Consider the following 14,677-nt stretch of genomic DNA (forward strand, 5'->3'; position numbering starts at 1 on the left):
TCCTCTGCAAGAGATTCAAAATTAATCTGAACTCCTAAAGAACGGAACCCAAGATCTTCCGCAGCATCACTCAATCCGAGTAAGCTGCTTCCTTCCCTTGTCGTTTCTGAAAGGTTACGAATTTGTTGGAGCGAGATACTTTTGCCATAATGTTTGCTTACAATACGAAGGCAGGTAGGACCGCAGTCTTTAGAATCTGGTTGGCGATAGAAAGGAAATTTTTTTTTCAATTAAATGTGTTTTTAATTTTTCTTCACCAATTCTTCCATTCCGTAATATTTAATGGCTTTTTCTTTTAACGGATTGGTACTCCATTCTTGCCATTCACCGGTATAAGGGTTGTAACCACATTTTAAAGGTTTTGATATATCTAATCCTTCTGCATTGGTATGGGTTCTTTCGGTATAAGCTCTGCAATCTGTACAAATGTATCGGAATTCACAATCTTTACAGACTTCTATTTCATCTTTGGTAAGATTCCAGTATTTTTTGAAATCTGGATGCGCTAATGCTTTTTCTAAAGTCGTATCTTTAATATTTCCATAGCTTTTGCACATAGCAGGGCAGTTTTTAATATTACCATTTATATCAATACCAATTTTTTTATGAAGGCAAGAATTATAGTTAATAGCCTCTAAAACCTTAGGGGTATTAGTGTTGAAATATCGCAGATCTACTTTTCCACAAGAATTTTTATTTATTTTTTCATTTACAAATGAAATTGTAAACTTATATTTATCTTTTACTTTAAATGGAGTTTTATTGCAATCATAAAAAGAAAAACTATAGATTCTTTCGCAAAAATCTTCTATTATTTCAAAAAATAATTCATTGTGAAATTCTTTATATTGAGAAATAATCTCTATTGATATTACAGATGAATTTTTAAATATTTGTTCAATAAATTTAATATCTGAAATACCTAACAAATTGTTATAGTGGATTACAATATATTCAGTTCCTAAATTAGACAATGATTGATTGACTTTAGATAAAGTATTTATATTATCAATTTCCAAATAAGCATTAGTAATAGTATTTGGAGTGTAAAATTGATAAGATAGGGGAGGAAAATTTTTATCCCAGTTATTCTTTGTAATAAATCCATACTCTTTATCTAAAAGTATTGATATATATCCTTTTACAAATTCTTGTGATTCAGTATCATATAAGTTAATAGTATCTTCTATTGATTTTTCATTAAGATCTTCTATTATATTGTTAAACTCTAATGGGAATAATTCTAATTCATTTCTTTGTAAGTCGTTGATGAGAATTCTTCTAACACCTTTAGTAATAAAAACATTACTAAATAAATTAAAATAGTTCATAAAAGTCTTGTGATTGATTTATATGGTCTCGCTCTAATAAGGTATTCTGTCTGAAATTTTTCACATTCAACAAAAAATGTTAGAGTAGATTTACTTTTAACTTTAACCATTTTTTTTGAGAATTCAATATACTTAAACGTCAGTGGGAGCAAGTTTTTTTCGTTAATAATTTTTTTCATAAAGTTTTTGCAATTTCATAATCTAAATTGTAATTACAATAAAATGAAACATTTCCAAATTGTCCAATAGGATTTACCTCTAAAAAATAAATATTGTTATTACTCTTAATAAAATCAATAGAACCTGAGTTTAAATCCAGTTTATTCATTAAAACTGTAATTTTTTCTTCAATATTTTTTGGAAGGTTATACCTGACATTTCTATTAGGCTTTTGTTTATTGTATTTACGATAATCTATTTTTGTTTGGTTATCATTTTGAGAAAAAATTGCCATAGACCAAATTCTCCCGTTTAAATAGAATGATCTTATCTCGAAATCTTTTTCAATCTTTTCTTGAAAAAAAGTAATATAAAAATCTTCTTTTTCTTTATTTTTAACTATTGAAGTATACATAACTCCATAATATTCGTCAAATTTTAAAATACCATTACCTGCAATAGGCTTAATTATATATTTCTCTAAATCTATATCATCAGTAGTTTCTGTTAAAAAGTATTCAGGAACATCAAACCCAATATCTTTTGCAGTAGTTAAAACATTCAATTTATTAACATGATAATTAGTTTCTTTATTAATATGACTTTTATTTTCGAGATAATTTCTCACATAATTTTCTAACCAGTGCTGGTGCTCGTTCATATGAAGATTTACGGCTAGGTTGTCATATTTTTTTCTTGAAAATTTTAATCCTCCTCTTCTATACCATACACTTGTAACTTCATCAATAAAAAAACAGTTTCTATTACTTTCTATATATATTCGTTTTTCTTTTATTCTAATTGTGAAAATCTCATCTTCATGAACACGAATAAATTTTTTCCCAAGTGAAATAAGCCAACGTATAACTTCATTTGTGGTTCTTTCATTATTTTCTGAAATTATAAGTATCATTTTAATTTTTTTAAATAATCAGAGTTGATCTTTCTGCTGTGCTTCAAACTTGGCAAACCGATATCCTTACGATTTTTATTGATTTGTAAACTATCTTTAATATGTGAATTGCTAACATTACAATAAACACAATCCTTACCCTCAATAAAAGCTCTTTTATCAATCATTTCTGCATAATCTTCAGGAGCACACTCTCCTTGTTTCACATATTCATAAATCTTCTCTTTAAAAAAGTTATAATGCTTATTATCTAATCCTGCCATATGATTCAACATATTCCCCATAGGCATAAAAACATTACTATTACCCCATAAACCTATTTTATTAATAGATGGAAACCCATAATTATTAAACGTCCAAAGAAATAATTCTGAATTTTTTTTATCATTAATAGTTTGCAATTTTTCAATATATTTAGGTGTTCGAAATTCCTGATTTCGAAAGAAAGCTTTCGAAAATGAATCTACTAATTTCTTATTAAGACTTTTTTTCCAATCAGTTATACGATTTTCTAATTCAATACTATCAATATTGTATTTTTTATAAATTGAGATTAGCGACTTGTCATATTTATTGTACTTCCAATTTGGAGCAATCAATGGAATTAATTTGTACAAACTTTCTTTGCCTCCAAAATTTTCATTACGGTTATCAGAAAGCATAATATAAGTTTGAAACTCATTAATTAGATGGGAATTATGAGGAGGATATTCTTTAAATAATTTTCTATATTTTTCAATCGCTGTAAGTGTATCATTTTTTAGTCTATATATATTATCAATATCATTTACCTTATTTAAATAGCTGATATGGTTTTGTTTTTTTATTTGACAGGAAAAGAGAATAAGTAAACTAATAAAGAAAAATAGGTTTTTAATCATATGTAGAGTTAAAAGAAATTTAGAAAGTAATATGATGAAACAATTATATCTTAAGACTGTCCTATTTTCATAGGACAGTCATTTTTTATTTTTGTGTAATAATAGTTGAATCAGCACAATCATCTGTTAGGCATTCTTGACGCTGAACATGTACACCATCTACATAAGTATCAATATCCGAACAATTCCATTGACTAATTGAAGATTGTGACCAAAAATCAGTTGTAAAACCTGGAAATCCACCAAATATTGAATCTAAATTTTTTAATTTTTTGTTTTCTAATGAAGAAAAATCTTTCTTCATTCCTTTCAACTTTTTCATGTTGTTAAAATTTTTAATTTAATAAATATTTTGTCATATAATCCCCTGACATGGGTTTTTGCTGATCAGCGTTTAATATTTATATTTTGTACTGTACACATACAAAAAATAAAACATTTGTGTTTTTACCTGAAGCAAAGATGTGATAATTAAGTAATTTTCGCAAACAAAGCATCTCGAAATTGGTCAATTTCGCATAAAGACAATTCGAAATTGATCAATTTCTATAGATTAGTTTTTGACAATCAAAAACTAATTCTATAATTTAACGTGAGTTCGATTTAATATGTGATAACTATAAAACTCAAAATGTGTACTTTTGTATTTGAAAAAAAATTATACACAAATTATGAGACTACTGAAAAGGTTATCCCTTGTTTTTTTATTAGTTTTTTGCCAAAATTTATACTTTTTGCAAAGTGTAAAAACTTTCATATTCCCGACTCTTTAAAACAATAATTTTGAACAGCTAAAAAAGTCTTATGATAAGGTGTTTAGAATAGACAACAACAAGCCGGAGATATTTGCCATAAGAAAAACCGCTTTACAATTAGCAAAGCGGTTTATATATTAACGATTTATTGTCATTAAGGTTTCCTCTGAAACTTTGTATTCACCTTTTTGGTAAGTATCTTTGCTTGAAAGTAATACTTCGTAGGTATAAATACCTTTAGGTAAATTAAACGTACACTCTTTTTCGTCTTTAGGTATAACGAACTCTTTTTTTATTTCTTCATCTTCTATTTTACCATTAATCTTTATGGTAATCTTTTCATCCATTTTATTCTTGAAACAGAAACTGTCTACCGTTTTTGCATTGGGATCTACATGTTTTGTACCATTTCCTTTTAATGCAGCGTAGCCTTGTACAAGAATATTTCCGATTGCTAAACCTTTATCTAAACCAGACATTGTGGTTTGAGATTTTACATTTAATGGAAAAAAGAAGATGGAGAGAATCACAAATAATCTAATCAATCTGAATAATTATTTAAATAAATTAATATCTTCGAAAAAGACTCAATTAATATCTCCTATTAATATATAACTTTGTTGTCTTAATAGTATAGGTTAATAAACTACTTCAACTTGTAGCTAGTGAATTTAAATCTCTTTTTTCTAAAAATTTTAAATAGTAGCCTTTATATTCTAAGTAAACTAATTAACTCCTTTTTTTCTTCGATATTTTTGAATAAAAAAGTAGATTGTTGTAATCAAAAGAATTATTCCTATTGCTAAGATAAAATTAGCGTAACTAATATGGTTTATTTTCATTATACTTCCAAAAGTTGTAGTCAAAATAAACAATAGGGTAACGGTAATTAATTTAGTATTTTTCATATTTTTATTTTCTTGTTTACGGATGATAAGCTGGAGGGCAAGATTTATGCTTTGTAACACATATTTGACACATTGTTGCAGCTACTATTGCAGGTAAAGGAGATGAATTCCAAGCCGCCCAGCCAATCCAATCATTCGTAAAATCCTCTTCTACCGCATCCATACACTTACCAAAAGGACTTCTTTTTCCAGCAACACTACCAATACTAACAAATCCATCGTGCTGAACATAAGAAATTATTAATTCTTTTTCGGGCGACATAACTTTTATTTCCTTTTCGTTATTAGCCATAAAATACCAATTAAAAGTTCTATCACTAGGATCATAAACTGCATAAATCAAATTAAAATTTTCATTCTTATCAATCGTAAGTTTTACAACTTGATAATTATTTTTTAATGTTAATAATTCTACATTTTCTTCATTAATTATAACATCTGGATTATTGGATTTAAATCTAGTAGACTCAAAAAAGCTGTTTACAATATTATTGGATAATAATACTTTTTCAGATTTAACAACATCAAACGCTTCCAAATCTTCTTTTGATTGTGCAAACATAAAACTTCCAGCAAATATTGCCATAACAAATACAAACTTAAATAAATTTTTCATAAATTTTGATTTTAAATTAATTTTTTCGCATTATCTCCGATATGAGATTGGTAACAGTCAACATTTCATATTCATATTTTCATATTGCGCACTACAAAAAATAAATACTTATGTTTTTTGTTGAAGCAAAGATGGTGTGGTTTGTAATCTTTTGCAAAGGAAGCATCTCGAAATTGGTCAATTTCGCATAAAGACAATTCGAAATTGGTCAATTTTCAAATACAAACAATTGAAAATCAAAAACTAACCCTATTCTTCGCATTCAGTATTTATAAAGCTCAAAATGTGTACTTTTGTATTTGAAAAAATATTATACACAAATTATGAGACTACTGAAAAGGTTATCCCTCATTTTTTTATTGGTTTTTTGCCAAAATTTATACTTTTCGCAAAGTGTAAAAAGTTTTCATATTCCCGACTCTTTAAAAAACAAAAATTTCGAACAGCTAAAGAAAGCTTATGATAAGGTGTTTAGAATAGACAACAATAAGGCTGAAGTATATGCCAATACTATTCTTTGTAAAGGAAAAAAGGAAAAAAATAATGAGTTGATTTATGACGGATATTATAAAATAGCTCATATAAAGGGGCTTGAATCTGAAAACGGGCATCCTTATGCCGATACATTATTAAAAATAACACAAAGTATTGATCACAAAGAATATCCTGCAAAAGCTCATATCATTCAAGGAATCTTATTCAATTATGATTGGGAATATAAAAAGGCACTGGATCATTACATTCAAGCTCAGGAATTATCAAAAAATAAAAATCCGGATCAATTTTTTTATATTAAAAAGTTGCTGGGGATTTTAAAGACTGCCACAGAAGAAAATAAAGAAGCTCTTCCTCTTTTTCTGGAGTATTATAATTACCAGAAGCATAAAATGAACACATCGGATAAAGATGTTAAAAGTTACATAGGCTCTATATTTTCGGTTTCCAATAGCTATAGCAAAAATAAACAATATAAAAAGGCTCTAAATTATATTGATCTGGGAATTAATGAGTGTAATAAGTATAAAGATTATACACACTATCCTTATTTTATATCCGGGATAGGAATTGCTAAGTACTATTTAAAAAGTTATAAGGAAGCTTCTGATAAGCATCTGGAAGCTGAAAAAAACTTTGTCAAAAACAATGATTACGGAAATTTAGCTATCACGTATTATTTTTTAGGTAAAATTAATTATGATACTCATAAGGAATTATTAGCCGTAAAATATTTTATTAAAGCAGATTCGGTATTATCATTTTCAAAAGATTTTTATCCCATTACGAGAGACGGATATGAAGTATTAATTGATTATTATAAGAAGAAAGGAGATAGAGAGAATCAGCTTAAATATATTGATAAGCTATTTTATGCAGACAGTATCATCAATAACAGTAAACAATATCTTTCGAAAGAAATTTATAAAAAGTATGACACTCCTATTTTATTAGAGAAAAAAGAAGAGTTAATCAAAGATCTGGATCATAAAAACAAGCTTTTATATTGGCTTTTAGGAGTAGGCTTTTTATGTATTCTTTTTTTAATTTACTTATATAAAAGAAGGGTACAAGAGTATAAAAAACAGGCTGAGCTATTGCTCGAAAAATCAAAGGAACAATCTATAGTTTTTCCTTCATCTAATAATGAAATGATTGAAGGAAATGTTTCAAAAGAAGAAAAACCCAAAGGTATTTTATCTGATAAAAAACTGCAGAATATAAAAGGAAAATTAGAGCAGTTTGAAAATAACAAAGAATTCCTGCGTAAAAATATTACAGTAGACAGCCTTGCTAAAGATTTTGATACAAATCGTGATTATTTATCAAAGTCAGTCAATGAACTAAAAGGAAAAACTTTTCCACAATACTTAAATGAATTACGTATTCGGTATGTCGTAGAAGAGTTAAATTCCAATGAAAAGTTAAGAAAACATACCATTGCATCCATTGCAGATGATATAGGGTACAACAGTTCAGAGTCTTTTGCAAATGCTTTTAAAAAAATTACAGGAACCCTACCGTCTTATTTTATTAAATTATTACAAGAACAGGGTGAAAAATAAAGTGCTGAAAATAAGTGTTTTACAAATTTATGTATACGGAATTGATAAATTTCGAGATCATTATTTTTGATAAACAGAACAAGTACTGTTATTTTGCTGTCTCAACTATAAAATTATTATCAAAATGAAAAAACAAAAACAAACTGGAAAAAAATTATCATTAAAAAAAATTCAGATTACCCAATTGAATGTTATAAAAGGAGGTTACGCTTATGGTGGCGGTGATGATACAATGACAGGTGGAGATACAACAAGTGAAAAGTGTCCCCCTAAGCCGATATCAGGAGTACCTCCAATTGTTATTGCAGGAGATGATGGAGCCGGAAACAATGGCTAGTGATCGTAATCATTAACAATGCGAATTAAGGGTTGAAAAATCGTTATTGAAAATCAATATCTTACAAAGATGAAAATTTAGAAATTACTTTCATTAAATTTTTAAATGATTGAAAATCAAATAAATTGAAAATCCAACCCTTAATTGGCATTAACAATTATATTTAATGAACAAAAAAAAGAAATTTTGGTTAATATTATTTCTGTTTTCATTGTCATTTTGCTTTTCACAAAAGCTTTATTTTAAGAAAATAGAACTAGAAAATCCTGAATTTGAAACTGAGCTCCTTAAGTTAAATAAGGAGCTTATGAAAGTTTATAAAGAAAAGGATTCTTTAAAATATAAGGATAATTATCTCAGGTTTCAAATTCTGGATAAAGATTATAATGGAGCCCTCAATACTTTAGATAAAATTCGTAATTTCTATAAAGATTCTTATCCGGATTATTCAAAAATAGCGGGTATTCAGTTTGAGTTCTTTATTTTAATGAAGAAGGCAAAGACCAAAGATGTTCGATCAACTTATGAAAGATTATTTAGAGAAAAATACTCAAGTTTACCCTTTCTATCTAAAAATCTAATTCCAGATTCCTTTAAATTTAAAGAAAATTATAATAAGAATGAAGTTATTAAGATTTTAAAAGACAGTATAAAACAAGATAGTATATCCTTAAAAAATGCAGTTTTATTATGCAGGCATTATAATTATTATACGGTGATTACTGAAACATTTTCTATTGCTAAGCCTCTTCTAAAAAAATTGGATGAAGAAGAATTCTTAGTAAAAGATAGTATTATAGTGAAAACCAAGAAAGGCAATGAACTTACTCTCTATTATGTTCTCAATAAAAAAATAAAACAAGCTTCTCCTACAATTTTACACTTTTCTACCTATTTACGTAATAATGATTATTTTACTTCTATAGCAAAATCAAATTCAAATAGAGGCTATAATATTGTATACGCCCATAGCAGAGGTATATATTTAAGCCGTGATGAAATTACGCCGTTTGAGTTTGAAGTAGAAGATGTAAATGAAATAATAGACTGGATTATAAAACAACCTTGGAGTAATGGAAAAGTAGGGATGATAGGTGGAAGTTATGACGGTTTCAGTCAATGGGCTGCTACAAAAAACCTTCATCCTGCTTTAAAAACAATAATTCCTACGGCATCCGTTGGTTTCGGATTAGACTTTCCTATGTATAATAATTGTTTCAGCCCTTATATGTTGCGTTGGTTAAATTATGCTAAAAAACAAACAGACAGCAAACTTTTTATCGATGAAAAAAAATGGCTTTCTTTATATAATTCGTACTATAAAAAAGGTATTGCTTTTAATAAATTAGACAGTCTGCTTGGGAAAACAAATCCTATTTTTCAAAAGTGGCTGGAACATCCTTCTTTTGATGCATTTTGGCAATCTAAACTCCCTTATAAAAAAGATTTTGCTAAAATTGATATTCCGGTTTTAACATTTACAGGCTACTTTGATGCAGATCAGAGAGGGGCAATGTATTACTACAATGAGCATCATAAATATAATAAAAATGCCAATCATTATCTTGTAATTGGACCATATAGCCATAGCGGAGTAATCTCCGGAGTAGAAGAAGAATATAAAGGATATAAAATAGATCCAGTTGCAAAGATTAATATTGAGGATATTTCATATCAATGGTTTGATTATATATTGAAAGGAAAAGAAAAACCGAAATTTCTTAAAGATAAAGTTAATCTCCAAGTAATGGGGACTAACCAATGGAGAAATGTAGCGAGTATTGATAAAATAAGTAATAGAAAACTAAAATTATATTTAAATAAAACAAAGCTACAAGAGGCAAAACCTAAAGTAGACTTTATGTTTCAAAAAATAGATTTTTTGGATAGAAAAGATACATTACAAAGTCTTGACGGAGAAAAAATAATAGATTCAATACAAAAAATAAATTTAAAAGATAAGCTTGTATTTGAAACGGATACATTTAATGTTCCTTTTGAAATAAATGGCAGTTTTACAGGGAATTTAAAGACAGCTATTAATAAAAAAGATATAGATGTTACCATAACTATCTATGAAAAATTATCAACCGGCAAATATTTCAAGTTATCACACGAGTATTTTGCCCGTGCTAGCTATGCAAAAGATAATACTAAAAGAAATTTGTTACGCCCAAATGTTATAGAAAATATTACAATAAAAAATACTTTTTTCACCAGCAGAAAAATAGAAAAAGGAAGTAGGCTTATTGTGGTTTTAGGCATTAGAAAAAGCGCTGATGCACAAATCAACTACGGTACAGGAAAAGACGTGAGTGAAGAAACCATTGCCGACGCCGAAGAGCCTCTGGAAATAAAATGGTATAACGACAGTTATATAGAAATACCTGTTATGGAGCAGAGTTCGCAAAATAGTAACTAGCACAATACCGTACAATTAAAAACACAAAACTAAAATGTCCCGGTTCCCTTATCAATTTTTTGAAGAGTTCGTTGTTCGTACTCCTTTATTTTCATGCAGAGATTTTCAGAAAACAATCAGTAAATCTCAAATTCCAGAAAATAAGATCAGAGAAATTTGTTCTGATCCCATATTTCAGGAAGCGCTTTATCTGGCTTCACCCCATCTTCATCTTGAAGTCATAAAATGGCTCAATTCTGAAAGAGAACCTGTATCAAAAGACTTTGCAAAATTAAAAAACACAATACTAAAATATTACAGCCGGATGAGTACACGCTGTACACCATTCGGCTTGTTTTCCTCAGTAGGCTTAGGAAAGTTTTCAGAAAAATCAATATCCATTAATAAAGATGATAAAGAATTATCATCTCATCTGATCCGCGATACCAAGCTGGATATGCATTTCCTTGTTTCGCTTGCTCAGTATTTTGAAAAAAGTCAGGAGATAAGAAACAGGCTTTCGTTTTATCCTAACAACAGTATTTATAGAGTAGGCAATAAAATCCGCTATATAGAATATCAGTACACGGCGGGAAAAAGAGAATACATTATTTCCTCTGCTCCGCTTTCTGAAGAACTGGGGCAAATAATAAATTTTTCCAGGCAGGGAAAAACGATACAGCAGATTGCTGAAATATTAATTGGCGAAGAGATCAAGAATTCGCCGACCTCGCAGAAACAAATAACAAAAGAAGAAGCTGAAGAATTTATTGAAGAACTTATCGATAATCAGGTTCTTGTAAGTGAATTAGAGCCGAATGTTTCCGGAGATGATTTCTTTGACACGATCCTTTCTGTTCTGAATAAAATAAATGCAGAACATGAAGTACAGATTTTAACATCAATTAAGAAAAAGCTTGAAAAGCTGGATCGTACTACAGGAAATCCCATTTCTCTTTATACAGAAATTGAAGAGCTGATCCAGTCTCTTACAATAGACTATGAGCAGAAATATTTGTTTCAGACAGATCTTTATTATGGAACCAAGTTCACATTACCATCAGTCTGGAAAAAAGAATTAAAGAAAGGCATCTGCTTTCTGAATAAAATTACGTTACCACAAAAGGAAACTCAGCTTGAGCAATTTAAAAAAGCATTTTATGAAAGGTTTGAAACTCAGGAAGTCCCTTTGTTAAATGCTCTTGATACTGAGATTGGAGTCGGATATCTTCAAAATAATTCGGCAAAGGGAATTCATCCTTATCTGGAAGACTTGAAGTTTCAGGGTTCCGGAAAAAAACAGGATTTACAGTTGACACTTAATTCTATTCACAGGATTCTAAATGAAAAACTGCAGGAAGCTTTATTGGAGCAGCAATATAAAATTGAACTTTCAGACGAAGACTTCAAAGACATCGAAGAGGAGAACTGGGATGATCTTCCGGCAACAATTTCTTTTATGGCTGAGATTTTTTCAGAAGGAGATCAGGAAAAAATGATACTGAACGGCAGTACTGGAAAAAGCGCAGCCAATCTTTTAGGAAGATTCTGTTCAGAAAAATCAGAAGTAAGAGATTTAACAATAAGCATCGCAAATAAAGAAGAAGCGTTGTATAATGATTATATTCTTGCAGAAATTATTCATCTTCCGGAAGCAAGAATAGGAAATATTGTAAGAAGACCAACTTTAAGGGAATATGAAATTCCTTTTCTTGCACAATCGGTTGTATCTGCTGATTGCCAAATTTCGGTCGAAGATCTTTTTATTTCCATAAAAAATAACAGGATCGTTTTACGTTCAGGGAAATTAAACAAAGAGGTTAAACCCTATCTCACTAATGCCCACAATTACTATAACAATACTTTACCGGTATATCATTTTTTGTGTGATCTCCAGTCGCAGGACATCAGATCCGGACTGTATTTTAATTGGGGCGGATTAGAACATATCTATAAATTTCTCCCGAGGGTTGAATACAACAATATCGTTCTTTCAAAAGCACAGTGGAAAATCACAGAAAAAGATCTTGCTTTTTTATCTGAAAAACATCTAAGCAACGATCAGATTATTTCGGAACTGCAAGACTGGAGACTGAAAAGAAAAATTCCTCAATGGATTCAATTGGTAAAATCCGACAATACCTTATCTATTAATTTGGAAAATGATGATATGGTAACAGTTTTTTTACAAACGGTAAAAACAGAAAAGACGGTTGTTATCGAAGAATTTTTATATAATGAAAATGACGACTACAAGCGAGAATTTATCTTTCCCATGTACAAAATAAAATAAAAAAGCACTACATAAATGATGAAAAGAAAATTTGCTCCAGGAAGCGAATGGTTATATCTTAAAATTTACACAGGAATAAAAACGGCAGACCTCATTTTAGAAGAGTCTATAGAGCCCTTGGTAAAATATTTTCAGAAAGAAAATTATATTCACAAATGGTTTTTTATCCGTTACAATGATCCAAAACCTCACCTGAGAGTAAGGTTTATGCTGACTGATATCCAAAACTACACTGAAGTTTTAAAAAGCATTAACGCTTCTCTTCAAAACTTTACAGAAAGCGGGGAAATTTCAAATATTGTAATAGATACGTATAACCGTGAAATTGAACGTTATGGAGAAAATACGATGGAAGATGCGGAAATTTTCTTTTACAGAAACAGTGAGCTTACCCTTCAATGTCTACCTTATGACGACGAGGAAAAGATTATTGTCAGCCTTTTTTTGATTGATCAGATGCTCAATAAATTAAATATTTCAGTTCAGGAAAAGTTGGAATGGATGAAAGATTTTAATGATTCTTTTAAAAGAGAATTCAATGCCGATAAAAAGCTTAATTCTCAATTGGATAAAAAGTACCGGGAATTCAGACCCAAATATTTGGATTTCTTGAGTTCAGACGAGTTTTCGGAAGAGAGGAGCACTGTTTTATTTCATATTGAAGAAAACAATGCTGCTTTAGAAAATGTCCTTCGTCAAAATGAAAATCAATCTTTAAGAATTTCTTTGAGGAACTTTTTTCAAAGCATATTCCACATGAATATCAACAGGCTTTTTGTTTCCAATCAAAGAATATTTGAGATGATTATCTATGATTATTTGGTAAGGTATTATAAATCAGAAACCTTTTACCATCTTCGTCAAACATCATAATAGATCCGAATATATAAATACAGTTGGTTAAAAAGATTTTACAAAAATGTGGATCAAATAATTATACCATGCTTAAAACATTATGTCTATAAAGCCTAATCTGATCAAATAAAATTTTGCAATTTGGGGTCTAAATAAGAACTAAATTTGTTGTGATGTTTTAAAAAACAGACAGCCCATATTTTCAGCTACTTAACTAGTGTTCGTGTTTACACGACTTGTTATTTTTGTTTAAATATCACAAATGAAACAGGAAGATTTTGACAGACTGAATAAAGAACTTCTTTTGAAATTAAGATCAGACAGGAGTTTATCCATAAGCGGTGGTTTTTTGTTTTCGAACAATAAGAATTAGGAACAATAGGAAGAATATCCCTTCGAAAAAAAGACTTTAACCGGGAAAGTATTTTTGTATGTGAAATCCATACAGGCAATAATGATCCCACTAGGTCAAAAAAGGAAAAACTCCTTTTTCCGTTACTGGAGAAAATTTCAGAAAGAGCAGAATTTGTATTTCCAGATAACCATACTGAAGAGGATGAGATTTTATAAAACCGGGAATCTTTGTGCCACTCATTATATTCTTTTCAAAAATTGTAAACTTTACAAAAAAAATTGTAGATTAGTGTTTTCAGATGCGAGACAGCATTGGAAATTAATTTTTTTTCATCATTTGTGTTTTTTAAAGAGACTGCCTTTTGAGACAGCCTCTTTTTTTATTTATTACTACCTGCTAATTCTTAAAAGTCTACATACAGAAATCCTTCCCTATCAAGCTTCTATTGTCCGGGTTCATTCTCTAACCTGCCAATCCATCGTCCACTTAAAACCTTTTGAAATTTACAGCATCATAAAATCAGCTGGATTAAATATTATTTTCTTTATTCTGTGTATGCTTATCTGTTACATATAAGCTAAAAAAACAGTCTGTAAATCTTTCTTACTGATTATCAGAAAACTGTAAAAAAATAACAAAAATATCTGAAAATGAATTTAATACGTCAAGTTTTGTCGCTTCCCAGATGGATATTTGCATCATAAAAACAACACAAAAATGAAATTAGACTTTAAAACTCAAGGTGGATATAATTTAGCCTGAAGACCACCTAAAAAAATAAGGCTAAAACCTGAAGTAACTCTACTAAAAAGA

12 protein-coding genes are annotated in these 14,677 nt (G+C 29.1%); 5 read left to right on the forward strand and 7 right to left on the reverse strand.

Features of this window, described 5'->3' with window-relative positions; genetic code table 11:
- The 7 genes from DD829_RS22660 to DD829_RS22695 form a co-directional block, all read right to left on the reverse strand.
- On the reverse strand, nucleotides 1-230 hold a 230-nt coding region (locus DD829_RS22660), incomplete at its 3' end, for a cysteine peptidase family C39 domain-containing protein (protein ID WP_185140328.1).
- A gap of 12 nt (nucleotides 231-242) precedes the next feature.
- Nucleotides 243-1,331, reverse strand: coding sequence for a grasp-with-spasm system SPASM domain peptide maturase (gene gwsS, locus DD829_RS22665; protein WP_116548184.1), 1,089 nt, complete (start codon nucleotides 1,329-1,331; stop codon nucleotides 243-245).
- A 175-nt stretch (nucleotides 1,332-1,506) separates the two neighbouring features.
- A complete protein-coding gene (gene gwsG / locus DD829_RS22675; RefSeq protein WP_116548186.1) occupies nucleotides 1,507-2,403 on the reverse strand; it encodes a grasp-with-spasm system ATP-grasp peptide maturase in 897 nt (298 codons plus the stop codon).
- Nucleotides 2,400-3,284 carry a hypothetical protein gene (locus tag DD829_RS22680; protein ID WP_108411346.1) on the reverse strand — a complete coding sequence of 295 codons (885 nt, stop codon included), beginning with the start codon at nucleotides 3,282-3,284 and terminating at the stop codon, nucleotides 2,400-2,402. Before DD829_RS22680 ends, gwsG begins: the two co-directional genes overlap by 4 nt.
- 85 nt (nucleotides 3,285-3,369) lie before the next feature.
- Entirely contained in the window at nucleotides 3,370-3,606 is a 237-nt protein-coding gene (locus DD829_RS22685; RefSeq protein WP_116548187.1) for a TIGR04139 family peptide modification target, read from the reverse strand.
- Nucleotides 3,607-4,176: 570 nt separating this feature from the next.
- Complete coding sequence (locus tag DD829_RS22690) at nucleotides 4,177-4,518, reverse strand: hypothetical protein (protein ID WP_116548188.1); 342 nt, start codon at nucleotides 4,516-4,518, stop codon at nucleotides 4,177-4,179.
- A gap of 445 nt (nucleotides 4,519-4,963) precedes the next feature.
- Nucleotides 4,964-5,563, reverse strand: coding sequence for a hypothetical protein (locus tag DD829_RS22695; protein WP_116548189.1), 600 nt, complete (start codon nucleotides 5,561-5,563; stop codon nucleotides 4,964-4,966).
- Between the two features lie 323 nt (nucleotides 5,564-5,886).
- Between DD829_RS22695 and DD829_RS22700 the strand changes: the two genes are divergently transcribed.
- The 5 genes from DD829_RS22700 (at nucleotide 5,887) to DD829_RS22720 (ending at nucleotide 13,527) form a co-directional block, all read left to right on the forward strand.
- Nucleotides 5,887-7,623, forward strand: a complete 1,737-nt coding sequence (locus tag DD829_RS22700; RefSeq protein WP_108410009.1) for a helix-turn-helix domain-containing protein — start codon at nucleotides 5,887-5,889, stop codon at nucleotides 7,621-7,623.
- Between the two features lie 124 nt (nucleotides 7,624-7,747).
- Entirely contained in the window at nucleotides 7,748-7,960 is a 213-nt protein-coding gene (locus tag DD829_RS22705; RefSeq protein ID WP_108410008.1) for a hypothetical protein, read from the forward strand.
- Nucleotides 7,961-8,126: 166 nt separating this feature from the next.
- Entirely contained in the window at nucleotides 8,127-10,382 is a 2,256-nt protein-coding gene (locus DD829_RS22710; RefSeq protein WP_108410700.1) for a CocE/NonD family hydrolase, read from the forward strand.
- A gap of 34 nt (nucleotides 10,383-10,416) precedes the next feature.
- Nucleotides 10,417-12,654 (forward strand): lantibiotic dehydratase family protein, encoded by a 2,238-nt coding sequence (locus tag DD829_RS22715; protein WP_108410699.1) that lies wholly within the window; start codon nucleotides 10,417-10,419, stop codon nucleotides 12,652-12,654.
- Between the two features lie 15 nt (nucleotides 12,655-12,669).
- Nucleotides 12,670-13,527: a thiopeptide-type bacteriocin biosynthesis protein gene (locus DD829_RS22720; protein ID WP_108410698.1), complete on the forward strand. Its 858-nt coding sequence runs from the start codon at nucleotides 12,670-12,672 to the stop codon at nucleotides 13,525-13,527.
- The last annotated feature ends 1,150 nt before the right edge of the window (nucleotides 13,528-14,677 follow it).

The sequence above is a fragment of the Chryseobacterium sp. HMWF035 genome, from assembly GCF_003094695.1.
Classification (GTDB): domain Bacteria; phylum Bacteroidota; class Bacteroidia; order Flavobacteriales; family Weeksellaceae; genus Chryseobacterium; species Chryseobacterium gambrini.